This is a genomic window from Lentibacillus songyuanensis (genome assembly GCF_039548255.1).
GTDB lineage: Bacteria > Bacillota > Bacilli > Bacillales > Amphibacillaceae > Lentibacillus_C > Lentibacillus_C songyuanensis.
Map to the genome: position 1 here is coordinate 73,924 of NZ_JBCLVH010000003.1, position 22,887 is coordinate 96,810.

General features: G+C 40.7%; 26 protein-coding genes. 1 reads left to right on the plus strand and 25 read right to left on the minus strand.

Going from position 1 to position 22,887, the window contains the following annotated elements; genetic code table 11:
• Positions 1 to 673 precede the first annotated feature (673 nt).
• The 20 genes from secA to WMZ97_RS04520 all read right to left on the minus strand — a co-directional run bounded on the left by secA (position 674) and on the right by WMZ97_RS04520 (position 18,582).
• Complete coding sequence (gene secA / locus WMZ97_RS04425) at positions 674 to 3,187, minus strand: preprotein translocase subunit SecA (protein ID WP_343270865.1); 2,514 nt, start codon at positions 3,185 to 3,187, stop codon at positions 674 to 676.
• 254 nt (positions 3,188 to 3,441) lie between these two features.
• The gene (locus WMZ97_RS04430; protein ID WP_343270866.1) at positions 3,442 to 3,603 is read right to left on the minus strand and encodes a hypothetical protein; all 162 of its coding nucleotides are present in this window, start codon (positions 3,601 to 3,603) and stop codon (positions 3,442 to 3,444) included.
• 317 nt (positions 3,604 to 3,920) lie between these two features.
• Complete coding sequence (gene hpf, locus WMZ97_RS04435; RefSeq protein ID WP_343270867.1) at positions 3,921 to 4,472, minus strand: ribosome hibernation-promoting factor, HPF/YfiA family; 552 nt, start codon at positions 4,470 to 4,472, stop codon at positions 3,921 to 3,923.
• A gap of 167 nt (positions 4,473 to 4,639) precedes the next feature.
• Positions 4,640 to 4,993, minus strand: a complete 354-nt coding sequence (locus WMZ97_RS04440) for a flagellar protein FliT (protein WP_343270868.1) — start codon at positions 4,991 to 4,993, stop codon at positions 4,640 to 4,642.
• A complete protein-coding gene (fliS, locus tag WMZ97_RS04445) occupies positions 4,993 to 5,391 on the minus strand; it encodes a flagellar export chaperone FliS (protein WP_343270869.1) in 399 nt (132 codons plus the stop codon). Before fliS ends, WMZ97_RS04440 begins: the two co-directional genes overlap by 1 nt.
• 57 nt (positions 5,392 to 5,448) lie before the next feature.
• Positions 5,449 to 6,939, minus strand: a complete 1,491-nt coding sequence (locus tag WMZ97_RS04450) for a flagellar hook-associated protein 2 (protein ID WP_343270870.1) — start codon at positions 6,937 to 6,939, stop codon at positions 5,449 to 5,451.
• Positions 6,940 to 6,952: 13 nt separating this feature from the next.
• The gene (flaG, locus tag WMZ97_RS04455; protein WP_343270871.1) at positions 6,953 to 7,312 is read right to left on the minus strand and encodes a flagellar protein FlaG; all 360 of its coding nucleotides are present in this window, start codon (positions 7,310 to 7,312) and stop codon (positions 6,953 to 6,955) included.
• Between the two features lie 70 nt (positions 7,313 to 7,382).
• The gene (gene csrA / locus WMZ97_RS04460) at positions 7,383 to 7,616 is read right to left on the minus strand and encodes a carbon storage regulator CsrA (protein WP_343270872.1); all 234 of its coding nucleotides are present in this window, start codon (positions 7,614 to 7,616) and stop codon (positions 7,383 to 7,385) included.
• Positions 7,617 to 7,620: 4 nt separating this feature from the next.
• On the minus strand, positions 7,621 to 8,067 hold the full coding sequence (gene fliW / locus WMZ97_RS04465; RefSeq protein ID WP_343270873.1) for a flagellar assembly protein FliW: 447 nt from the start codon (positions 8,065 to 8,067) through the stop codon (positions 7,621 to 7,623).
• 47 nt (positions 8,068 to 8,114) lie between these two features.
• Positions 8,115 to 8,681, minus strand: a complete 567-nt coding sequence (locus WMZ97_RS04470; RefSeq protein ID WP_343270874.1) for a DUF6470 family protein — start codon at positions 8,679 to 8,681, stop codon at positions 8,115 to 8,117.
• Between the two features lie 53 nt (positions 8,682 to 8,734).
• Positions 8,735 to 9,616, minus strand: a complete 882-nt coding sequence (gene flgL / locus WMZ97_RS04475) for a flagellar hook-associated protein FlgL (RefSeq protein ID WP_343270875.1) — start codon at positions 9,614 to 9,616, stop codon at positions 8,735 to 8,737.
• 10 nt (positions 9,617 to 9,626) lie between these two features.
• Positions 9,627 to 11,132, minus strand: a complete 1,506-nt coding sequence (gene flgK, locus WMZ97_RS04480; RefSeq protein WP_343270876.1) for a flagellar hook-associated protein FlgK — start codon at positions 11,130 to 11,132, stop codon at positions 9,627 to 9,629.
• A 28-nt stretch (positions 11,133 to 11,160) separates the two neighbouring features.
• A complete protein-coding gene (locus WMZ97_RS04485) occupies positions 11,161 to 11,652 on the minus strand; it encodes a flagellar protein FlgN (RefSeq protein ID WP_343270877.1) in 492 nt (163 codons plus the stop codon).
• A 10-nt stretch (positions 11,653 to 11,662) separates the two neighbouring features.
• Complete coding sequence (gene flgM / locus WMZ97_RS04490; protein WP_343270878.1) at positions 11,663 to 11,929, minus strand: flagellar biosynthesis anti-sigma factor FlgM; 267 nt, start codon at positions 11,927 to 11,929, stop codon at positions 11,663 to 11,665.
• A gap of 67 nt (positions 11,930 to 11,996) precedes the next feature.
• Positions 11,997 to 12,431, minus strand: coding sequence for a TIGR03826 family flagellar region protein (locus WMZ97_RS04495; RefSeq protein ID WP_343270879.1), 435 nt, complete (start codon positions 12,429 to 12,431; stop codon positions 11,997 to 11,999).
• A 46-nt stretch (positions 12,432 to 12,477) separates the two neighbouring features.
• Positions 12,478 to 13,161 (minus strand): ComF family protein, encoded by a 684-nt coding sequence (locus tag WMZ97_RS04500; RefSeq protein ID WP_343270880.1) that lies wholly within the window; start codon positions 13,159 to 13,161, stop codon positions 12,478 to 12,480.
• Position 13,162: 1 nt separating this feature from the next.
• Positions 13,163 to 14,551: a DEAD/DEAH box helicase gene (locus WMZ97_RS04505; RefSeq protein WP_343270881.1), complete on the minus strand. Its 1,389-nt coding sequence runs from the start codon at positions 14,549 to 14,551 to the stop codon at positions 13,163 to 13,165.
• A gap of 847 nt (positions 14,552 to 15,398) precedes the next feature.
• Positions 15,399 to 16,241, minus strand: coding sequence for a DegV family protein (locus WMZ97_RS04510; RefSeq protein WP_343270882.1), 843 nt, complete (start codon positions 16,239 to 16,241; stop codon positions 15,399 to 15,401).
• A gap of 331 nt (positions 16,242 to 16,572) precedes the next feature.
• Positions 16,573 to 17,265 (minus strand): response regulator transcription factor, encoded by a 693-nt coding sequence (locus WMZ97_RS04515; protein WP_343270883.1) that lies wholly within the window; start codon positions 17,263 to 17,265, stop codon positions 16,573 to 16,575.
• A 177-nt stretch (positions 17,266 to 17,442) separates the two neighbouring features.
• On the minus strand, positions 17,443 to 18,582 hold the full coding sequence (locus WMZ97_RS04520) for a sensor histidine kinase (RefSeq protein WP_343270884.1): 1,140 nt from the start codon (positions 18,580 to 18,582) through the stop codon (positions 17,443 to 17,445).
• 138 nt (positions 18,583 to 18,720) lie between these two features.
• Here WMZ97_RS04520 and WMZ97_RS04525 point away from each other — a divergent pair, with 138 nt between their 5' ends.
• Positions 18,721 to 19,353 carry a YigZ family protein gene (locus WMZ97_RS04525; protein ID WP_343270885.1) on the plus strand — a complete coding sequence of 211 codons (633 nt, stop codon included), beginning with the start codon at positions 18,721 to 18,723 and terminating at the stop codon, positions 19,351 to 19,353.
• 74 nt (positions 19,354 to 19,427) lie between these two features.
• Here the strand turns inward: WMZ97_RS04525 and nagB are convergent, their stop codons facing one another.
• The 5 genes from nagB to WMZ97_RS04550 all read right to left on the minus strand — a co-directional run bounded on the left by nagB (position 19,428) and on the right by WMZ97_RS04550 (position 22,717).
• Positions 19,428 to 20,159 (minus strand): glucosamine-6-phosphate deaminase, encoded by a 732-nt coding sequence (gene nagB / locus WMZ97_RS04530; RefSeq protein WP_343270886.1) that lies wholly within the window; start codon positions 20,157 to 20,159, stop codon positions 19,428 to 19,430.
• Complete coding sequence (nagA, locus tag WMZ97_RS04535; RefSeq protein WP_343270887.1) at positions 20,159 to 21,343, minus strand: N-acetylglucosamine-6-phosphate deacetylase; 1,185 nt, start codon at positions 21,341 to 21,343, stop codon at positions 20,159 to 20,161. The genes nagB and nagA overlap by 1 nt, the downstream gene beginning before the upstream one ends.
• A 283-nt stretch (positions 21,344 to 21,626) precedes the next feature.
• Positions 21,627 to 21,815: a hypothetical protein gene (locus WMZ97_RS04540; RefSeq protein ID WP_343270888.1), complete on the minus strand. Its 189-nt coding sequence runs from the start codon at positions 21,813 to 21,815 to the stop codon at positions 21,627 to 21,629.
• 357 nt (positions 21,816 to 22,172) lie between these two features.
• Positions 22,173 to 22,502: a helix-turn-helix domain-containing protein gene (locus tag WMZ97_RS04545; protein ID WP_343270889.1), complete on the minus strand. Its 330-nt coding sequence runs from the start codon at positions 22,500 to 22,502 to the stop codon at positions 22,173 to 22,175.
• An 80-nt stretch (positions 22,503 to 22,582) separates the two neighbouring features.
• Positions 22,583 to 22,717 (minus strand): anti-repressor SinI family protein, encoded by a 135-nt coding sequence (locus WMZ97_RS04550; protein WP_343270890.1) that lies wholly within the window; start codon positions 22,715 to 22,717, stop codon positions 22,583 to 22,585.
• Between the last annotated feature and the right edge of the window lie 170 nt (positions 22,718 to 22,887).

Here is a 22,887-nt window from a genome sequence, read left to right on the forward strand (position 1 = left end):
AAAACTTTAATGCTGATTAGATGTAAAATGCGACGTAAGGGGCTGTGAATTTTTAAATACATGTACGGATGCCGCCGTCCGGGATCGCTCCGGGCGGATGCTTTCCGCGGCAGACCCTTAGCTCCCTCGCCCCTGCAACAGGGGTATGCCAACGTTGAGCGACAAGCCCGTCCCTAGTCGGCCTTCCTTAATAACCGCTGCGGGGTCTTCGGACTCGTGCAGTTCTGAGCAGGAGTCACCGCCCTCCTCTCACCCGGACTGGTATAGCTGTTTATAAAAAGTTGACATACACTATACGAGCGGAGGAAAAACACGGAGACTCCAGCGGGTGGAATGGCATAGGTGAGACCCCGGAGTGCGTCACAAGCAAGGATGAAAGGCTAAGTGCGCGACGTCCTGTCGCAACGCCTTCATGACCAACATCGTGTTGGCCCAGGGCTCACCAACCGCCCGCTAAAAAGTGTAGTGTTTTTCCATAGCGGCAATTCAACCACCATCTCATTTTACATCGCATTCTATATCAACTACATGTTACACTTCACCTGAAAAATTAACATTCAAAACTTTCCATCTTATAATCATTCGTCTTTAGTGTGCAACGTTTCCGTTATGTCCCAACTTCTTCTTACAAAAAAGCATATAAAAATCTTGTGCTAAAGACAATCACCAGCGTCTAGCGTCCGTGACAGTTTTTATATTTTTTGCCACTGCCACATGGACATGGATCATTCCGACCAATGTTTTCTTTTTTCACATATGGTTTTCGTGATTTTTTCTTTTCGTTGTCGTCTCCACCGGAAACTGCTTGTGTATTTTTAACAACTTCCTGACGCTGCAGGTTTTCGCGAATTTGGGCTTTCATAATATATTTGGAGACCTCTTCCTCAATCGAAATTACCATTGCCTCAAACATATGGAAGCCTTCCGCTTGATATTCCTGTAATGGGTCGTTCTGTCCATATGCCCGCAAATGAATACCTTGTCGCAACTGATCCATCTGATCAATATGATCCATCCATTTTGTATCAACGGTTCGTAATAAAATGACTTTCTCAAATTCACGCATTTGTTCAGAAGAAAGTTCTTCTTCCTTTTGATCATATTTTTCACGAATAATCTCCATGATTTGTTCAACCATTTCTTCTGGCTCTTTCCCCAACAAATCATCTCGACTGATATCTTGCGTATCTAACAAGTTACCATGCAGGTACTCAACGATCGCGTTTAACTCCCAATTTTCGTCCAAATCATCAGTCGTATGGGATTGAACCTCACGTTCGACTGTCGATTGAATCATTCCTTCAATGATTTCCCGCAGATTATCGGAATCGATAACATCAAATCGCTGTTTATAAATGATCTCCCGCTGTTCCCGAAGCACATCATCATACGATAAAACTGTTTTACGTGCATCAAAGTTATTCCCTTCCACACGTTTTTGTGCGGATTCAACAGCCCTGGAAACCATCTTACTCTCGATTGGCTGAGTATCATCCATCCCAAGCCGTTCCATCATTGAACGGAGATTATCGGATCCGAATCGGCGCATTAATTCATCTTCCATAGATAGGTAAAACTGCGTAATTCCGGGATCCCCTTGCCGTCCAGACCGACCGCGCAACTGGTTATCGATTCGGCGTGACTCGTGTCGCTCCGTACCAATAACCGCTAATCCGCCCAATTCTTTCACACCTTCACCGAGTTTGATATCTGTACCACGACCAGCCATATTGGTTGCAATCGTAACGGAACCCTTTTCCCCAGCATTTTCAATAATCTCGGCTTCTCTAAAATGATTTTTAGCATTTAATACATCATGTCTTACCCCTGTTTTCTTTAGTAAATTGGAAATCAGCTCAGAAGTTTCAACAGCAACTGTCCCAACCAAAACAGGTTGTCCTTTTTCATGACGTTCTTTGATGTTTTCCGCTACAGCACGGAATTTACCGTCCATTGACTTGTAAATTAAGTCAGCTCTGTCATCACGGATAATTGGTTTGTTCGTAGGAATGGCAATAACGTCCATATTATAAATATTACGGAATTCCTCTTCCTCTGTTTTAGCCGTACCTGTCATTCCGGAAAGCTTTTGATACATTCGGAAATAGTTTTGAAAGGTGATGGAGGCAAGTGTCATGCTTTCGTTTTGAATTTGCAGTCCTTCCTTAGCCTCAATCGCCTGATGCAGTCCATCGCTGTAACGGCGTCCTTTCATCAATCGACCGGTAAATTGGTCGACAATCACCACTTCACCCTCTTGCACAACATAATCTGTATCACGATGCATGGAAACATGAGCTTTTAACGCTTGATTAATATGGTGTGTTAACGTTACATGATTCAAATCAAATAAATTTTCGATTGAAAAGTAACGTTCTGCCTTGTTAATTCCTTCTTCCGTTAACTGTACACCTTTTGTTTTTTCATCATACGTATAATCCGTTTCATTTTTTAACGTACTGACAAATGAATTTGCCTGGGTATACATGGATGCCGATTTTTGTGCTGATCCCGAAATAATTAGTGGGGTTCTTGCTTCATCAATCAAGATGGAGTCTACCTCATCAATAATGGCAAAATTAAGGGGTCTTTGTACCATTTGCTCTTTGTAAAGCACCATGTTATCACGCAAATAATCAAATCCATATTCATTATTTGTTCCATACGTAATATCACAATAATAGGCATCCCTTTTTTCTTCCTTTGATAACCCATTACCATTCAAACCGACTGTCAACCCAAGAAAACCAAATAATTCTCCCATTTCTCTAGCATCACGTTCGGCCAGATAATCGTTAACTGTAACAATATGAACGCCATTTCCGGAAAGTGCGTTTAAATAAGCGGGCAAGGTTGAGGCTAATGTTTTCCCTTCCCCTGTTTTCATTTCGGCTATATTACCTTCATGTAGTGCAATTGCTCCCATCAATTGGACCGGAAATGGTCGCATTCCAAGCACCCGTTTCGAAGCTTCACGAACAACAGCGTATGCTTCCACCATCATATCGTCCAAGCTCTCACCATTTTGATAGCGCTCTTTAAATTCATTGGTCTTATTTTTCAAATCATCATCGGTCAATTTTTCAACTTCTGGTTCTAATGCATCTATCTTATCGGCAATCTTTTGATAGCGATTAAGCTGTTTCTGACTTCCATCACCAAAAATTTTTTTCAATAACCCTGGCATAATAAAACGCTCCTCAAATAAAAATCGTCATACAAAACACGATAGTCATAGTCCAACACCTATATTAACACTATCTCCATAAATGTGACAACTGTGCTGTATTCCCAAGTGAAATTTGATCCAAACAGTAACCACTGCATTGTTGGTTCAAATAAAATAAAAGAACAGTTCAAGGCTGAACCGTTCTTTCCATGTGAAGAGACCTTTCGAGGAAACGTTGTGGAAAACTCCACGGAGCCACTGTTGCGGGGAACTCATGAAAGTGTATATTGTTGCTCTTGCTCATATTTCCGCGACAGCTCTGCCATTTTTCGATTTGTTGCTGCAACAATTTCCATTAGTTGTGCGATCGTTTCTTCATGTTGCTGTACCTTCATCACTAGTGCGTCAAATGCATAAGCATCCTGTTCATTCATATGTAACTCCCCCTTGTATTTTTCTTTCATTTTATTTATATCATGAAACTTATTTAAAAGACCAATTGCCATTTTTCAATTTTGGCATTCTATTCGACAAATTTTTTGGCTAATTTTGTAATATTTATCACGTTTGTTTCGATAAAACGCGACTTTTCCCGTATTTTATCATACCAAAAATCAATTTCTGCTTTTCGTTCGACAAATTACGACAAAGATGCTGTCACTTTTTCATTGAGGTACATATTTTCCATACAAAAAAGAAGGCCAATTATTATATCAGCCTTCTTCCTTTTAACTGTTATCCAAACAAGTATTTAGCTATGCGGTTCAATCAACCCATATTTTCCATCTTTGCGTCGATACACGACATTTGTATCACCAGAAACGGCATTGGTGAAGACATAAAATGCGTGTCCAAGCATATCCATCTGCAACACAGCTTCTTCGGAATCCATCGGTTTAAGATTAAAACGTTTCGTTCGCACAATATCTATTTCATCTTCATCGAATTGGTCATGTATCGCTTCTTTTTCCAGCTCTGCAAACACATGCTTTGGAGCGCTATTTTGCCGGAATTTTCGATTTACTTTTGTTTTATATTTTCGTATCTGTCGTTCTAGCTTATCAACCACAAGGTCGATGGCAGCGTATAAGTCAATATGTTGGACCTCTGCACGAAGAAGCAGGTTGGTCATCGGAATTGTTACCTCAATTCGCTGTTCATCATTGTAGACACTTAGATTTACATGTACATCAGAAGTTGGTGTAGTATCAAAATATCTCTCCAATTTGCCGATTTTCTTCTGTACATAGTCACGTATTGGTGCAGTCACCTCAATATTTTCACCACGTATACTGTATTTCATAAAAGTGTCCTCCTTTCATCCTTATGTATTTACTATTCTACGATACCCTGTCCAATTCCTGCTTAAACAAATAAATAAATGAACATGTGTGACAAATTTTTGTCGAAAAACACCGAACCACTGTTTAGCGCTAGCTTAGAAAACGAAAAGCTCATTTCGCAAAACAACTATTTTTTTCGATCTAAAAACATTCCATCAATTGCCTGGACATGTTGATATGGATTGGTATAGGTATTATTTGATTTCTGCTGCTGCTGGATCTGCTTCATTTCCTGTTTCAAAACGGTGAAAAGCATACTCATTTTTTGTTGAATCATTCGATTGCTTGCCACGATTTGCTCGCCCAGTTGCTTTTCTTCCACGGTAAATGGCGGATGTATTTCCCGTAAAAGCACACCCCGTTCTGCAATCAACCGATTAATCTCCTGAATTATACTTTCCCGGTGTTTGGCGGGAATTTCTTGTTCTAATAGGGTTTCCAATTTATTGGTAAGTTCATATAACGGCTGCAACCGATTCATTAAATGCTAGCTCCCTGCACATACTGGTTTTTTCGTGTTTTTAGGATAACCTGTTTCCATGTATCACGAAAGTCCGTTGCAAATTCCAGTACTTCCTGTAACAATGCAACGTCATTTTTGATATTTCCTTGCTGCAGTTGAAATTGCATATATTCGTACAACGGTAATATTTGCTGGGAAATTTCAACCTCAGGATCCAGCGTAATCATTAATTCCTGAATTATATTTTGAGCCTTTTGGATGTTTGTATTCTTCGCTTCGTAGTTGTTTTCGTTCATTTCCTTTATTGCCTGTTTAATAAACTTTATACACCCATTGTAAAGCATTAATGTCAACTCTCCGCCCGATGCTGTATTGACAGCATTATCCTGATATGCTTTGTATTTGTTGATTGACATAATAAAGGTCACCTCTTTTTTTATGTTTGGTCAAAATGTGTCTGAAGTTCCCGAACTTTATTGACCCATACCTCCAAATTGCTGCATGAGATAGTCCGATTGCTGGTTCATTTGCTGAATCGCCTTTTCCATCGCACTGAATTGTCGCCAATACCGATCTTCAATCTGAACTAACCTGTCCTTAAACGAGTCAATTTGTTTATTTAAACCCTTCATCCGTTTCCCCAGTGTATAACTTTCCAATGTATCGGTACCTCTTGCCGCTCCGGCTCGTTGTTCGATTTTTTTCATTGTCGAATCAATCGTATCATCAAGCCGATTAATAATCCCGCGTTCGTTTCCTTCGCCGCTGTTAGAAAACAATTTATACACATTGTCAGGATCGTTTTGTAATGCTTCCTTCAATTTAGCCTCATCCTTGACAATTAATTTCCCACCATCTAAATAATCGCTTGACGTAGTAATGCCCAGTTGGGTGAGTGAAGTGATGTCGCCGCCGGTTTCCACTTTGCCATACCAGCCTTGACGCATGGCAAATAAACCATCCGTAATAGCTGACTCACCGCGAAGAATACCACTCTTGGCCTTTTCCTCCCATTTTTCAATCTCTTTTTCCGACATTTCCTCTTTTTGTTCATCGGTCAGCGGCTTAAAATCACGATATTTTTCCTCATGCTGCGACCCATTCAATTTTTCCACTACCTCATTGTACTGATCAATAAATTCCATGATCGAATCGAACGCAGCATCTACATCATTTGTAATCGATAATGTCGCATTTCCAACGGTTATGTCTTTGAATTGGAAGGTAATGTCGTTTAGCTTGTATGAATTGTTCTTAGAGCTCATTTCGACGCCATTATATTTAAATACCGCATCTTCACCACCAGTTTCTTCACCAGTCAATTTTAAAACTTCGGTAAAAAATGAATTGTTCTCAAATTTAATTTCTGGACCATTTTCTTTATTGTATTTCCCAGTCCGTGTGGTTTCCATAAACACTTTTTCCGATTGGGGATCGTAAAATGCTCGAACATTTTCATCAGCATCATTGATTTTCTTTAGAACACTGGTCAGGGTATCGTCTTTCGTGATCTCTACAGAATTACTTAGTTCTTCTCCCTCGGCATCATATGTAGAGAATGAAATCTCTTTGCCAATGTAATCCTTAAACCTTTCTTGCTCCTCAAACGTTTTATCCGGGTCAATCTCCAATTCTTCTTGGCTAACATTAACTGCTGATGTAGCAAGCTTAGTTACCTCAATGTTATACGTCCCATTTGGCGCACTGGACAAGCCAGTAGCTGTAACCGCATTCTCCTGTGAGGAACTTACCATTTTGGACTTATATGTACTGCTTAATTTCATATTGAGAATCATGTTATCCAACTTTAAAAGCGACTTGTTCATATCACGAAACCCGTCCCGTTTCCAGGTAAGGTTTGTTCGATCCTGTTCCATCCGGTCCAATGGCATCCGTTCCGCATGCATCAGCTTACCAACGAGTTCGTCAATATCCATCCCTGAAGCTAATCCGCCTATTCGCATCCAGTATCTCTCCTTAAATCTTTTTGTCTACTAAAATCCCCATGAACTCTGCCATGGAAGCATACATATCCAGCATTTTCTTTGGTGGAATTTCTTTTAGCACTTCATCTGTTACTTGATCTACAACAGTCACATAATATTTCTCTAATTTTTCATGGAAAACAAACTTCAAATTCGTCCGTAATGGTTCCATGATATCATTTAATTTCGTTACCGCGTTTTTTACATCCTGTTTTGAATGGTTTATTTCATCTGGATTTTCCCGTACTTGTACCTTGTTGATCATGGACCTGTCCGCTGCGGTTGCTATGTCTTCGTTGTGTACTCTACTTTGCAAGGGGTGGGATCCGTGCGTCACCATTTCTAACCTCATTGCCCATGCAACTCCTCTAGCTTTTCAATTCATTTACCCTTATATCGGTTTGACTCATAGAATATTAAAGTTATCTGCCCTCATTATTTTGCTGATGTATAAGCTGGAGCAGATCTGATGAAATATTAGCCGCTTGATTATTTTGTTGCTGGATGTCAATGTATATTTCTTTTCGGTGGATATCAATCGATTTTGGAGCATTAACTCCTAATTTTACTTGATCTCCTTCTATTGCTAACACCTTTATTTCAATTGAATCGCCAATTTGAATGGATTCGTTCATTTTCCTTGTTAAGACAAGCATCTCCTTATTCTCCTTTCCCATTTGCGGCGTTAGGAGTGATCACAGCTTTTGACGAGTAGTCCGTTGTATTTAATATGTATTGTTTTCCATATCTACTGGTGACATTAATAACAACTGGTGCTTTTAAATTTAATGTGCTTTGTTCCAATGGGCTTGCCAGTGTTACAATCACCAGTATAGCAACATCCTGTTCGTTGGTTATTCTCAATGCTTCTATGATACTGTCATCTAGATTAACCGTATACTCTTTGTAAAAATGGTGCGGATTCGTTACAACAAATGCAGTTGTTGGTGTCTTTAATGATTGCAATAATTGGAAGACTGAGTTACCTGGGAGATCCAATAACATAAATTCCGTTTCTTCCAGAAATCCTGGTAAGCCTGCTGGAAACTGAATACGTTTCGATTCCTCAACCTCTATTTCACCAAAATACTTTGTTTGTATATTCATTTTCTTCCCTCCCTGTTATCGTCTCTAAGTTCTACGAAACCTACCGCCTATTTATTCAAATAGGCAACATCAATCTGTAAATCGGGATGCTGCTTCATTTCCGTATGGACTTCACCTGACTGATAGTGATGGATTGGCTGCTGTGGCTTAATGTCAATGTTTGGCTTATGTGTTTGCACATTGATTTGCAGATCTGAAGGTTGATACCTGACTTTCACAGCAAATGGTGACGGTATAAATGTTATACCTAATAATTTCTCTTTAGCAAATGCATTATCTGTCACCTGGGTTACCAGCGGATTTTCACCATTTTCAATTTGCATCAGCTCTTTCCCTTGCTGTACACGACGATTTATCCCGTCCATAAGAACTTGACGCCCTTTATCCGCAAACTTCTCAATTGACTTGAATACCGACATCAGGTTCATGTCCTCCCATGCTTTCGTCTGATCAATCGTTAATTTTGATGGGGTGGTGCGCATCGTAATTTCTGCCTGTGGCTGCTGGATCGAAACTTCTGCCTGTGGTTGCCGAATTTCCTGTTGACCAGTAGTATGCTGAATATGAATTTGTGCCATTTGGGAATGCATCCGAATTTGCGGTGCATGCATCATTTTTCCCTCCCGTTAAAAAAACCCTGTACCAATATGTGGACAGGGCTAATATACTACCGTAAAAAATCGACTAATGATGGCTGGATGATTCGTGATCCAGCTGATAAAGCAGCACGATGCATGCTTTCCTGTGTGATCAGCTGGGTAATAACTTTTTCATAATCGATATCTTCATTGTCTGACATTACTTTTTTAGAAATTACTTCTTGTTCGCCAAGCCGGTTTTCCACCAAGTCCAAACGGTTCATTCTTGCGCCTAGGTCTGCCCGACTGTTGATCGTATCGTTAATATGATCGTCCAGTTTGTCAATGTGTTGCTCAATGGCAGATTGATCATTATCTCCCAAGGCACTAAGTAAGGAATCAATATCCTGAAATAAACCTTCACTAAATACAGATGAAGGGTCTACATTTGCTTGTAACTTTGTGCCGCTTGCGACCTCGATCATTACTGGCTTGGTTTTGCCTGGAACAGTCAATTCTCCAGCTTCATTGATTGTTACCGGTTTTGTATTTGTATCCGTTCCGTTAAAAATATACTTATCATTGACTTTCGTATTCGCAATGTCAATTAAGTACTCTTTCAATTGTTCCGCTTCTTTTCGAATACTTTCCCGTTCTTGCGTATCGTTTGTCCCATTACTGGCCTGTACTGCCAATTCCCGCAATTTTTGCATGGCCTGGGTTGCTTTGTCCAACGCAGCATCAGAATTATCCATCCAATTATGAACTTCCCCAGTGTTACGCTTGTATTGTTCAATCGCAGTGGCTTGGCTTCGGTAATTCATCCCTTTCATCGCAATTACCGGATCGTCTGATGGGCGGTTGATCTTCTTGCCTGTGCTCAGCTGATCCATATATGTATTTAACTGATCATAGCTGCTCGATATGTTGCGTAGCATATTATTGGATAACATACTTTGGGTAATCCGCATAAATCGTAACCTACCTTCCTACCAATCCCATATTATTGATAATACGATCGAGCATTTCATCGATCGCGGTCATGCTTCGCGCTGCTGCGTTATATGCATGCTGAAATTTGATCATGTTGGACATCTCTTCATCAAGTGACACACCACTTACTGACATCCGCTGCTGCTCAATTTGGGATCGAATGATCGTCGTATTTTCGGTCATTCGGTTGGCCTTTTCTGATTGCACACCCAATTCACCGATCAATGATTCATAAAAACTCTTTACCGATGTTTTCTTGCCAAGCCCAGGCAGTTCCTCATGAAATACAGCCCCTAACGCTGATGCATTTTCACCGTCACCAGATTTTTCATCTTTACTGGCGGCAGCAATTAAATCAGGATTATCGACAATTTGCTGATTCACGGTAATTGTTCGTGCTGAATCGGCATTGACGAAGAAATCCTCTCCGTCCTCCCCGTTTAAATCATTTCCCGCTTTATGCTGTTTGTTAAATGCCTTTGCAAATTCGGCTGCCATTCGATCCAAATCCGCAAGCATATCCGGAAATTCACCGACCACTCTATCTTCCGGGTTCACATATCCATATGCTTCTACAAAAGCCTTCAAAGAACCATTGGAAGCTGTAATATCGATTTTGGTATCACCAACAGTTATATCCGTAACGGCATTCTGTTGGTCTTCATTGGCATAAGACACATCAATGGTCTGGTGTGTTCCTTGTTCACCATCCACTAATTTCACAGCTGGGGACAACGTTTTCCCGTCGTTATCAACGACTTCAATTGTTGCCAGACCATCTGCAATCGCGAGTGATCCGCCACCACTACCGGTGTACGTCACTTTGATATTGATCATTCCTGATAACTCATCAATTAACCGATCCCGTTCATCATACAAGTCATTCGCTAAGTAACCGTGCACCTCAAGATCCTTGATTTGCTTATTTATCGAGTCAACCTGCTCAATGATCGAATTTGCGTCTTTAACTGTCACATTAATTTGGTCATTCTGGTCGGAGCGAATCGAATGCAGGGAATCCGATAAATAATTAAATGTTTCCGCCACTGCAAGTCCCCGCTGGGCTACAACCGAACGAGCACCAGAATTCTCCGGATTCACCGCAAGATCCTGCAATGATTGCCAAAACTGATCCATTGTTTTGGATAAACCATTTTCAGATAGTTCGTTCATCAATTCCTCCATGCGGCCTAGTGCTCCACTCTTCGTTTCCCAATACCCGTTTTTGCTGTTTTCTGTACGATATTGATAATCCAAATATTGATCACGAATACGCTGTACAGTGCCGGTATCTACACCTGTTCCCATTTGTCCAGGCATTTGCGGCCGATTTCTTGACGCAGTTGGAAAGCCTGGGAGCGTTTCAAAATTTACCCGTTGTCTGGAATACCCTTCTGTATTGGTATTTGAAATATTGTTCCCCGTAGTGTACAGAGCTGATTGCTGGGCAAATAACGCACGCTTGGCCATTTCTAGGCCATGAAATGTGCTCATTCTATCCCTCCTTTTCGAATCATCAGACTTAAGCTTTCGAATCGAAAACAGATTGTTTGTCCGTATCGATCAGCTGTGCTTGGCCATAATTTAATTTCTTTAACGATGGGTTTATCATATCCAACGATATATCGACAAATTGCAGCGACTGTTGAATTAATACTCGATTTAGTTGCTCCTGCCGTTTTAAAGCAGTAACGACGTTCGTCAGCTCAGTCGTTACGTCCGCTAACTGTTCTTTATCCTGTTCATCCGGGAGTTGTTCCAGGATATCCGTTATGGTGACAGATTGTTGCTGAAATCCACTTTTTGCTGCCCAATCAGTTACGGTCTGTTGCCGAAACGCTTCCGTTTGTTCCAATGCCTGAATGTGACGCCGCTCCTTCATTAACAATGGTTGTAATTGTTCCGTATCACCATTTTTAACAATCGTTGTTTTTTCAGTGGATATACGTAATAATGACTTGTGGATTGTTAACAGCTTTTCAATAGCTTGAATCATTTGTTGAACGGACAACATTTGGTCCCCCTTATTTGTTCTTTGACCAAAAAGCAATCATCTTTTGTGCCGTTTTTTCAGGATTGACACGATATTCTCCGGAATCAACTGCTTTTTTAAGATCCTGCACATACTTTGCTCGTTCAGCACTTGGCTGACTGTTCTCTTGAAGCTGTTTCGCCTGATTGGATATTTCCAGACGATCGGATTGTTTCGGATCTTTTTGATATTCTGACTGTTTTTGGATATGATTTTTATATGGATTAAAATTCGTTTGATTGGAACCATGGATTTTCAAATTACCCCACCTTCCGTCTGGTGCTATTATCATTTATTATCGGCACGTTCTCCATAATATTAAAGTATTAATCCTTAATCTGATGCTGATCCAATGTATAATAAACACGCGCTTGTTTTTCTAATCTTTCTTTTCGTTCTTTTGTTCGCCGCTTTATTGCCTCTCCGGTCTCCAATTCTTTCAAAAGCTCCCGCGAGCAAGTCGCACATAATGTACCGGAAATAATGTTTGTACCACATTTTTCACATGGATAAGCAAGTTTTGGAAATTCTGAGGGACGCAGTCGCTTTTCCTTGATAAATTTAATAATAAGCTTCTCATCGATCCCTGTTGCTTCAACGATTTCTGGTAGTGTTGCTTCCCTGTTTTTTTGTTCCCGCAAAAACTGATAGACAGTTGTAAATGCCTGCTCCTCTTCTCGATAACACGTTTGGCAAATATCGCGAAATGTTTTCACAAACACTGCATCACAACGCGTGCAATTTGCTAATTCCGCCATCATAGGTCCCTCATTTCTATTATTATACCATACCCGAACAAGCCCTTTATCACCCGCGAATCAATGTTAACGCGAACACACCCGGGCAACCGTTCTGCTTTAATAGCCCGGCAGCATGGCGTAATGTTGTTCCAGTCGTATATATATCATCGACAAGCAGAACAGGTTTGTTAACCCTTTTCGTCAAGTTAAATGGATTTTCCGCCGATAGTCGTTCTTTTCTTGTTTTCTTGGATTGTTTCTCTCCATGCATACGGCTGAGCAGCTCTGCCTGTTGTAACGGGATAAAATCCGCCAGCATTTTCGCTTGATTAAATCCACGCTCCTGTAGCCGTTGTTCACTTAAAGGGATCGGGACGGCGATCATCTGCTTGTGCAGTGAACTTAGTTGCTGCCGGTAGGTTCGATAAAAATAATGTTTAAATATGTTGCCTAATATGTAATCCCCTCTATATTTCCATTTAGCCACCATCTCCTTTATCGTCTCATTATATGCAAATACAGAATAATTGCGGTTTAATACATCGTCCTGGTCAAATTTCTGTGCCCAACGTTGACAATCGTCACATAACAACGCATCAGACACACGACTACACTGGCTGCAACGATTTCCAGTAATCCATTGGAGTTGCTTTTCACAAGTTTGGCAAAGATTGGTCGGCTTTGATAAGAATAATAACTTGCTCCAGTTTAATTCGGGATTCATCGGCTGATTACACCATAAGCAATACATTTTATTGAAACCCTCCTCGTTTATTCATCGCCACAATCGACCGTACTGCTTCAATCATCGCATTTGTTTTTCCATCATGAAGGAACAAAACCTCTCCAGTTGGATCATCGGGGCTTCGACCTGCACGTCCAGCGATTTGCACCAGGGCTGCTTCGTCAAACACCACATGCCCTGCGTCCAAGATGACAACATCAACGGACGGGAAGGTTACTCCCCGTTCTAGAATAGTAGTTGTAAGCAGCATGAAAATCTCTTGACGTCTAAACTGTTCCACCTTTTTTTCACGATCAGGATCCACTGCATGAACGAACGAAATTGGTTTGTCGGTTGGCCATCCAAGCGCGTGCATTCGTTTGTTCAGCTCCCCTGTCAGTTGTTCAGCCAAAGCAATGGTCGGGACGAACAGCAGCAATTGACGCTTTGCGTTCGAGCGATGATCGAGCCATTTCATCAGCTCTTTTGGCGGTCTTGAGGCAGCCAACTCCTTTTTCAGGGATCGACACAATTTCATCGTTGGTACGGGTAATGGAAAACCATGAAAACGAACGGGGACAAACACATTGGATAACTTGTGGGTGGCCATTTGCAGGCGTTGTTTCTTTCGTGGGGTTGCAGTCAAATAAATGGTTGTACTGGAAGGCTTTCTTGCTCGGTTGGTAGCAAATGGAAGAGCGGGATCAGCATGATACGGAAAGGCATCAACTTCATCAATGATTAATACGTCAAAGGCATGGCGAAAGCGAAGCAGCTGATGGGTTGTAGCTATGATAAGTTGTGCTGGCTTATCCTTTTCTTCACTGCCGCCATATAATCCCTGGATAGATGTACCTGCGAAGGCATCACGTAACCGAGGCAGTAATTCCCTGACGACATCTGCTCTTGGAGTCGCGATACAAACACGCTTACCCGATTGTAGCACGTTGGTTATTCCCGGAAACAGCATCTCTGTTTTACCAGCGCCACAAACCGCCCAAACCAAGATCTCCTTTTCCTTTTTATTCATTGCCTCTGTGATGCGGTCTGCTGCATGCTGTTGACTGATGGTGAGTTCCTCTTGCCACGAACAAGGGTCGTATAAAGCTGGCCAAACAGGCTGATCACCATTCCAATAATAAAGCGGCTCACATTCCATGACTCGTCCCATTTCAATACATTTTCGACAATAGAAATGTTCGCTGTGACAGATCTGACAAGGAATTTTAGCAAACAAGGCAGTTTCCCGGTTCCCACACCGATTGCATTGACAACCAAAAAAGTTTCGCCTAATGGAAGGAATCGAAGTAAAATTCCCAGCTGAAACATGCTTTTGGAACACATCTTCAGACAAGGCGATCTCCTTTTTCAGTAATAATTTACCTGCAAAACGATAGGATAAATCGGTTGAAAACATGTATATTCACACTCCTATATTGTTTTTAGTTATTGATAGAGAATAGTTAATACATAAGACAGGATTTTAGACATGTCAATTTATCAGGTAAAGTTAGATATGATATTGCATAATATCACGTGTTTTGGAACTCTCGGATCTGTGGTTTTTTATAATTGTACAAAAGGAATTTGCTGTTTCTGATTGGTAGTTAAACCGCTTTATGGAAGTTATACTTCATTAATTTAGATTTTCTAAAGGATCGTTACCTTCCTCAAGTAATAGTGGTTATCATTCGTAGTTGATGGAAAATGCGACGTAGTGACAATTGATTTCCGACAAGATGTGTTGATGCCGTCCGGGATCGCTCCGGGCGGATGCTTTCCGTGGACACGGCCTCAGCCTCCTTGCCCCTGCAACAAGGGTATGCCGACGCCCGAGCGACAGCCCGTTCTTAGTCGGCCTTCCTTATTATACCGGGAGGAATGGCATATGTGAGACCCCGGAGTGCGTCACAAGCAAGGATGGAAGGCTAAGTGCGCGACGTCCTGTCGCAACGCCTTCATGACCAACATCATGTTGGCCCGAGGCTCACCAGCCACCCGCGAAAAGCGTAGAGTTTTTCCGCAGCGATCGCCAGAGCACCGAACATAACTTCAAGTTACGTCGCATTTTATGGAAATTGTGGCAACTATAAAAGCTTTTTCGATGTCTTAATCTCTGCATTAAGAAAATGGTAGGAAAATAATACAAGAGGTCCTCAATAATTATAGTGAAACATTTTCACGAGCAGCTAATCCTCCGCTCCATTTTAACCGTTGAAGCGGGGGGTGACTGATCGAAAACGGGAAATTTACGAGGGGAAAGGTTATTTCACATACCACGCCATACCGATGGCACCTTCTCCCAAATGGGTGCCGATGACCGGGCCAAAGTAACCGATGGAAATGTCCAGTTCAGGATAATTCATGGTTATCTCATTTTGCAATGTTTCAGCAGCATCTAGGCGATTCGCGTGGATGATGACAACCTTGAGTTCTCCTTTGTTGGCAAGGTCATCTTCCATCATACCAACAATTCGATTTATTGCTTTCTTACGCGTGCGTATTTTTTCAAATGGCACGATAACTTTATTTACAAAATGAAGCAGTGGTTTCACTTGCAGCAGACTGCCCACAATAGCTTGAGCACTATTGAGTCTCCCGCCGCGTTGCAGATTCTTCAAGTCATCTACCATAAAGTAAGCACGCATCTGTTGTTTCATTTCGTCGAACCTAGCAAGCATTTCTTCCGGTGTCTTTTTCGCCTTTACCATTTTGACCGCTTCCAATACGTAGAAGCCTTGTCCCATACAGCTCAGTTCAGAGTCATACGTATACACGTCAATTCCATCTACCATTTCACCGGCGCTGGCAACAGCTTGAATGGTTCCGCTGATTCCGCTGGAAAGATGGATCGAAACAACAGCATCATAACCGCCCGCAAGCTCTGTTAACTTTTCTGTTATGTAGCCAATGGATGGTTGTGTGGTCTTCGGCAATTCCTCTGCATGTCGCATCTTTTGATAGAATTCTTCCGTTGTAATATCTATTTCCTCTTGATAAGCAGTATCATCAAACACGACACTTAACGGGATCATATGAATATCCAGTTCTTCCCTGGTCTTTGCAGGTATATATGCTGTGCTATCGGTCATTACCGCAACCTTCATGGTACCTTCCCCTTTATCATTATAAAAATATATGAAGTTCAATTTCACTCCCATTGTACATTAAGCAGAACCAAAATGCACCTTAAAATTGCAGTATTAGATAATAAAAATGTCTTGCTGTTCATGACAGCAAGACTTAACTGAAACTAAAAGGAACAAAATATAGCTGGTTATTTTTATCCCGCCTTAACGGGCAGTAAGACCCCCACTTCAAGATTTTGAGGTGGAACTAAAAAAGATAAGTGGGGGTCAACAGCCCGTAAAGGCCCGATTCTGTTCAACTAACATTCAGTGGGGAGAAAGGGAAACCCCCACTGAATGAAGTTTCACTTTATAAAACTTCTACCCAGCCTTTACGAATAGCAGACACAACAGCTTGTGTGCGATCATTTACATTCATTTTTTGCAAAATATTACTCACATGGTTTTTGACTGTTTTTTCACTAATATACAACGATTCAGATACAGCCCGATTACTTTTTCCCTCTGCAAGCAGCTGCAATACTTCACATTCCCGTTTGGTCAATAAATGAAGTGGTTTTCGATATTCAATGCCATATTCCGCGATGCCCAACACATTTTCATGCGCTAAACGGCGGTATTCCCGCACTAAGTTGTGGGTGACTTTGGGATGTAAATAGGAGCCACCCTCACCGACAACCTTAATCGCTTCAATTAGGGCGTCAGAATCCATCTCTTTTAATAAATATCCTTGTGCCCCTGTTTTTAACGCATGTGTCACATAGCTTTCATCATCATGGATCGACAAAATGATCACCCGGGTTTTCGGAAAACGTTTCACTAAATCTGCTGTTGCCTGAACTCCATTCATATTCGGCATATTAATATCCATTAATACGACATCTGGATGGTGTTCCTTTACAATCTGTGCGGCAACGAGACCATCATCCCCCTCTGCAACAACATCAAACGATGGTTCAAATTCCAATATGCGTTTTACCCCTTCGCGAAATAGCTTATGGTCGTCAATTAATACGATCTTCGTTAATTTCGTTTTATTCATACTCTTTGTTCCTCCTAGAGATCTGATACGATATCTATTACCCCATTACTAATACTCTATTACCCTATAATCTTATCGTTACTATGATAGATTAATCTTATTCTTTATTTCGGTATATATCAAGTAACTATATACATGTCGATAGTCACGAATTTCATTAAATATGTAGTCAAATAGTCACTCTAAATTATATGGCAAGTTGATTAAAATGGTTGTACCATCACCAATAACAGAATTAATTTTCATCGTTCCTTCCAACATTTCCAGTCGTTCCCGCATCCCTATTAAACCAAATGATTTATCCTTTTTAACGGTTGCATCAAATCCCTTTCCATTATCCTTAATCGCGACTGTCAGGCACTGTTTGTTAATCTCCATTTTCACCTTAATCAATGTTGCCTCGGCATGCTTGATTGCGTTTTGAACCGCTTCTTGAACCAGACGAAAAATAGCAATTTCATATTTTTGATGTAACCGTTTTTCACTTCCAATAGAAATGAACTCTGTTTTCACCGTATGATAGTCTTCGATGGTTGATAAGTATTTTTTTAGCGTCGGGACTAAGCCTAAATCATCCAGTGCCATCGGACGCAGGTCATAAATGATCCGCCGTACTTCATAAAGGGACGAGCGAATCATTCCGCGAACACTTTTTATTTCCTTCAACGCGTTCTCGACACTTCCCTCACGAAAGGTCCGATCGACCAATTCAGAACGAAGTAATATGTTAGCAAGCATTTGTGCAGGACCATCATGAATTTCGCGGGATATTTTACGACGTTCTTCTTCTTGCGCCTCAATGATTTTTAATCCGAATTCTTGCTTTTCTTTTGCTTCCTCGATCATCTCGTTTACTTGTTTAAAATCATCATTCAAATAGGTTAGGATAACGGAGATTTTACCTGCTAGTCCTTCTGCACGTTCAATCGTCTGGTCCAAGGAAATTAACCGGCGCTGCAAATCATCACGACGTTCACGCAATACCTTTTCTTCCTGACGCAGCATCGCCAATTCGGTTTGCATTTTATGTGTACGTTCGTATACTTCTCGTATTTCCGTTTCCGAATACCGATCGAAATATTTGCTGACTTCAGATAAACGCTGTCGGGAAAATCGAACTTTTTGTTGAAGCTTATCACCATCATCAATATGTTTAATAACCTTTTCCTTCGTTACTTCTAATTGCTTTTGCAGTTCTTCATAATCATTTCGAGCCGCTTCACTTATGTTAAAAATTTCATCTTTACTATTTTCCACCACATCGATCATTTCATCAATGACTGTATCTAACGCCTTTTCTGAAGTTTTCAGTACCATTCTGTAAAACCACCAACCTATGCTATAATAGTTCGCAAGTTCCGTTTATTTTTATAGGGTCTTTTTACATGCCTTTTTGAAAGTTTGTCCAAGCGCATAATCGTAAACATCACATTTACTTAGGGGGCCAAATGTAATATGTTATCTTCATATTGTACCGTAAAAAACGAAGGTTCTGATCAGCAAACGATTCAGAAATCACGTTTTATCGGTCATATCAAGCGTGTCGAAACTGAAGATGCAGCACAGCATTTCATTCAAGATATAAAGAAAAAACATCCAGACGCTACACACAATTGTTCCGCCTATCTTATTGGGGAACATGATCAGATTCAAAAAGCCAATGACGATGGGGAGCCATCCGGTACAGCAGGAGTTCCTATCCTTGATGTATTAAAAAAACAACACTTAAAAGATACCGTTGTTGTAATTACCCGCTATTTTGGCGGTATCAAGCTTGGTGCTGGCGGCTTAATCCGTGCATACAGCAGTACAACTTCACAAGTAATCCAAGCGGTTGGCGTGGTAGAACGTCAATTAACACAAGGATATTCCGTTACCATTGATTATACCATGTTAGGCAAAGTTGAGAACGAATTACATCATTCACCATACTATTTATCAACCATTCATTATTTAGAAAAAGCAGAACTGATTCTTTATGTAAAAATAGATGAGGTAACACAGTTTCAAGAATGGATCATTAATTTAACAAATGGTCAGGCAATTATTCATGAAACAGATTCTCGTTATCTAGAAACAGGCTTGTAAAAATAAGTGCTATATCAGGGATAGATATAGCACGGTTGTAAACTATACAAAAAGTTAGGCGGTTCCCGTTATTTCTAACACTCTACACCTTGAAAAGCTTCTTCATCAGCGATGACAATCACATTTTCATGCTGTTGTAATATGGAAGCTGGAAAGTCTTCAGAAACCTCGCCATTAATCAGCTTTGCTACCGCCTCACGTTTCTTTTCACCTGAGATGAGGAGAATAATTTGCTTGCTTTCCATGATGGACCCAATCCCCATGGTAATAGCTTTTGTCGGAACATCTGCTAAAGAGTCAAAGAAACGAGCATTCGCCTGACGCGTTGAATCATCCAACGTGACAATATGTGTTCTGCTGGAAAAAGATGTTCCCGGTTCATTAAAGCCAATGTGTCCATTTAGCCCTATCCCCAAAACCTGTATATCAATATTTCCCGCAGATTTAATTAATGATTCATACGCGTTACAGGATTCGGTCAAATCATCGCTTCGACCATTTGGTACATGAGCACGGTCTGCTGGAATGTCAATATGCTTGAACAACTTTTCCTGCATATAATAATGATAGCTGTTTGGATCCTGTTGCGATAGCCCAACATATTCATCCAAATTAAACGTGGTTGCATGTCTAAATGAAACTTTCTCATCCTTATGTTTGGCAATTAATTGTTGGTACAACCCCTCTGGTGTAGACCCAGTTGCCAGGCCTAAAACCGGTTGATCAAGCTCTTTCAGTTTATCAATAATTAGTTTACAAGCCTTCTCGCTCATTTCCTGATAATCCTTTACTTTCCATACTTCCATTATTTATTCTCCCTTCTATACGCTATTCCGCCACGGCAAACCGTCATTTCGATGGATAAATCATCGTCAACCAGCAGTATATCAGCATCTTTTCCCACAGTGATACTACCTTTATCATCATATACTTGCAGCTGTTTGGCTGGATTAATAGCGGTCATTTCAATTACCTCTTTGATTGTTACGTCGCGTAAATTCAGCATGTTTCTGGCTGCTTGCGCCATTTTTAAGATACTTCCAGCCAACGTCCCATCATCAAGCACAGCACGATCCTCGGTAACAAGTACCGGCTGTCCGCCAAGCTCATAATTTCCGGGTGGCAAACATTTCGCTCTCATTGCATCGGTAATTAGAAGCAACCGTTCACTACCCATATTATCATATATTAATTGTAGCATTTCCAGTGAGACATGAATTCCATCAGCAATTAACTCCGCACGTAAGTCATCAAGCTGAAATGCAGCCCCTACAACACCGATATCCCGATGATGAATCCCAGTCATCGCATTGCATAAATGAGTTACCTGTCTGACCCCGTAGGAGATAGCTAGTTTCATTTCAGAAAAATTCGCAAGCGTATGGCCCGCTGAGACATTTACCCCCGTTTTCATTAAATAGGAAATAAACGACCCATCCGGATCATGCTCAGGAGCCAGTGTAATCGTTTTAATTTTGTTTCCAGAAAGTTTCTGCCACTTTTGAAATTGGCTAATGCTCGGATTCATAATATAAGCTGACGGCTGGGCACCTTTTTTACCTTTTTCAATGAATGGGCCCTCTAAATGAATCCCAATGATCTCCGCCTGCCCAGGTTTGTTCGTATAGTTTGCTACATTCTCCACCGCCCGGTCAATATTTGCTGGAGACTGGGTGATCGTTGTTGCTAAGAAGCTGGTCGTCCCCTCTTCCGGTAGCACACCCGCTATTCGATCCAATGCATCTTCTGTGGCATCCATCACATCCGCTCCATTTGCACCGTGGATATGTCCATCGATAAAGCCTGGAATAACATTGGCATGCTGAGCATCGATGGTTTGCATCTTATCTGAGAGGCCTTTTGGTTGTTGCCCTTCCATCATTAGTTCCTTGATTTTACCATTCTCTATAATTAAGGATCCATTTACAATCACACTTTTATCGGTAAATATATTCGCATGCTTTATGTATAGTGACTGTCCATCCTGCATTTTGATCGTGTCCTTTCCAACAGCATTGAAAGTTTATTATATCATAATAGCAATAATAGATCGTTTTTTGTGTAGCAAAGGCCGTTCTTAGTCGGCCCTCCCCTATAACAGAGCACTTTTCCTGTGGGGTCTTTACACTGCGCATTCCAACAGGAGTCTTAAGTGTTTTTCCTCCGCTTTTATTTATTAATTTCAAACTTAGATTTTGGTGTTGATCCTCTTTTTTACCTGTAAAAAAAACTACACTGCCATAGCTGACAACGTGTAGTCTACTTTTTTCATTTTATTTATTTGCCAAGCTGTTACTGGGAAAAGAAGTCCTGCTTAGTTCGTTCACTAATGCTTGAATTAATTGTTCTGACGACTCAATTTTAAGATTTTCCGTTTGATCAATCAGCTTCTTTAAGATTCGTTTATATTGCTCTTGCTCTTTCACAATATATTCCCGCCCTTTTCGTAAAATTCGACCCATAATGGCATCATACCACAAAGTGAACCATAGCGCTGTCGAAAATTGTTATTTTTAATAAAGGGAAACTTCATTTATTGGGGGGGTTTTTCTACTGAATGGACAAGTGCCAAATTCTCTAGGTGTCTGAGTTGCAACGTCCTTGTGATCCGCGTTCTGCAGGCCCGAACAGAATCGGGCCTATGTTATACATTTAACGTCCACTTATTATTGATTCCCTCTCAAAATCTTGAAGCAGGAGTCTTACAGTCCGTTAAATGGGACAAAATTAACGGGCTCTAATAGCTATGTCCACAAACATTCTAATGTAGCATATGCAATTCAGCGGGAGAATGATAAGGCAGCAGACTTACCAATTTGTTACCTGCTCTGTTTATTTCTCCATTTATTAAATTCGAGGTACTCTTTAAATTGTTCTTTTGATATCCCTGATTCCATTGCCTCTTGAACTATCTTTAACCATTCATCATCCAACTGGTCTTCTGTGTGAACATTGTCATCGCGTATTAAATCATTAACGGACACATCTAATACCGCACCAATTTTTTCAATAAATTGAATTGATGGGTTTGTTTGAAGGTTACGCTCAATGGAACTCAGATAGGACTTTGCTACCCCTGCTCGTTCAGCTAATTCCGAAATAGACATTTTTTTATCTTGACGTAATCGTTTTATTTTTTCACCAATCAAGTCCACACACCTTCTTTCTGTGAAGATTATAACACAAAAGGATGAATGGTTCTATATAAAGCACAATTTGTTCAAAAAAATTATTTCGTCTTCTGCTTCTTGCTAGTCAATAAGAATACACGGATTTCCTCTCTGGTAATACCAATCGTCTTCGCTTCTTTAATTAACTGAATCCATTCAGCATCCATTTCTTTTTTCTCGACGTATCTTTGCATCGGTACATCCTCCATCCATGATAGATTAAGATCAATGATTCTATATACCTAGTAAATTGCATCCTTTTTATAGGAATAACGATTGTCACTATGTATAATATACTATAAAATCGCACCCGTAGGACTGTCTTGTTTTGTCAGAACAAAACTAGTTTTGTAAAACAAGAGAC

What these genes read in the sequence shown, in the direction of transcription:
- secA (WP_343270865.1), bottom strand. Translation starts at nt 3,187, where the DNA reads ATGCCAGGGTTATTGAAAAAAATTTTTGGTGATGGAAGTCAGAAACAG.
- WMZ97_RS04430 (WP_343270866.1), bottom strand. Translation starts at nt 3,603, where the DNA reads ATGAATGAACAGGATGCTTATGCATTTGACGCACTAGTGATGAAGGTA.
- hpf (WP_343270867.1), bottom strand. Translation starts at nt 4,472, where the DNA reads ATGAAATACAGTATACGTGGTGAAAATATTGAGGTGACTGCACCAATA.
- WMZ97_RS04440 (WP_343270868.1), bottom strand. Translation starts at nt 4,993, where the DNA reads ATGAATCGGTTGCAGCCGTTATATGAACTTACCAATAAATTGGAAACC.
- fliS (WP_343270869.1), bottom strand. Translation starts at nt 5,391, where the DNA reads ATGTCAATCAACAAATACAAAGCATATCAGGATAATGCTGTCAATACA.
- WMZ97_RS04450 (WP_343270870.1), bottom strand. Translation starts at nt 6,939, where the DNA reads ATGCGAATAGGCGGATTAGCTTCAGGGATGGATATTGACGAACTCGTT.
- flaG (WP_343270871.1), bottom strand. Translation starts at nt 7,312, where the DNA reads ATGAGGTTAGAAATGGTGACGCACGGATCCCACCCCTTGCAAAGTAGA.
- csrA (WP_343270872.1), bottom strand. Translation starts at nt 7,616, where the DNA reads ATGCTTGTCTTAACAAGGAAAATGAACGAATCCATTCAAATTGGCGAT.
- fliW (WP_343270873.1), bottom strand. Translation starts at nt 8,067, where the DNA reads ATGAATATACAAACAAAGTATTTTGGTGAAATAGAGGTTGAGGAATCG.
- WMZ97_RS04470 (WP_343270874.1), bottom strand. Translation starts at nt 8,681, where the DNA reads ATGATGCATGCACCGCAAATTCGGATGCATTCCCAAATGGCACAAATT.
- flgL (WP_343270875.1), bottom strand. Translation starts at nt 9,616, where the DNA reads ATGCGGATTACCCAAAGTATGTTATCCAATAATATGCTACGCAACATA.
- flgK (WP_343270876.1), bottom strand. Translation starts at nt 11,132, where the DNA reads ATGAGCACATTTCATGGCCTAGAAATGGCCAAGCGTGCGTTATTTGCC.
- WMZ97_RS04485 (WP_343270877.1), bottom strand. Translation starts at nt 11,652, where the DNA reads ATGTTGTCCGTTCAACAAATGATTCAAGCTATTGAAAAGCTGTTAACA.
- WMZ97_RS04495 (WP_343270879.1), bottom strand. Translation starts at nt 12,431, where the DNA reads ATGATGGCGGAATTAGCAAATTGCACGCGTTGTGATGCAGTGTTTGTG.
- WMZ97_RS04500 (WP_343270880.1), bottom strand. Translation starts at nt 13,161, where the DNA reads ATGTATTGCTTATGGTGTAATCAGCCGATGAATCCCGAATTAAACTGG.
- WMZ97_RS04505 (WP_343270881.1), bottom strand. Translation starts at nt 14,551, where the DNA reads ATGTTTTCAACCGATTTATCCTATCGTTTTGCAGGTAAATTATTACTG.
- WMZ97_RS04510 (WP_343270882.1), bottom strand. Translation starts at nt 16,241, where the DNA reads ATGAAGGTTGCGGTAATGACCGATAGCACAGCATATATACCTGCAAAG.
- WMZ97_RS04515 (WP_343270883.1), bottom strand. Translation starts at nt 17,265, where the DNA reads ATGAATAAAACGAAATTAACGAAGATCGTATTAATTGACGACCATAAG.
- WMZ97_RS04520 (WP_343270884.1), bottom strand. Translation starts at nt 18,582, where the DNA reads ATGGTACTGAAAACTTCAGAAAAGGCGTTAGATACAGTCATTGATGAA.
- WMZ97_RS04525 (WP_343270885.1), top strand. Translation starts at nt 18,721, where the DNA reads ATGTTATCTTCATATTGTACCGTAAAAAACGAAGGTTCTGATCAGCAA.
- nagB (WP_343270886.1), bottom strand. Translation starts at nt 20,159, where the DNA reads ATGGAAGTATGGAAAGTAAAGGATTATCAGGAAATGAGCGAGAAGGCT.
- nagA (WP_343270887.1), bottom strand. Translation starts at nt 21,343, where the DNA reads ATGCAGGATGGACAGTCACTATACATAAAGCATGCGAATATATTTACC.
- WMZ97_RS04540 (WP_343270888.1), bottom strand. Translation starts at nt 21,815, where the DNA reads ATGGGTCGAATTTTACGAAAAGGGCGGGAATATATTGTGAAAGAGCAA.
- WMZ97_RS04550 (WP_343270890.1), bottom strand. Translation starts at nt 22,717, where the DNA reads ATGCAAAGATACGTCGAGAAAAAAGAAATGGATGCTGAATGGATTCAG.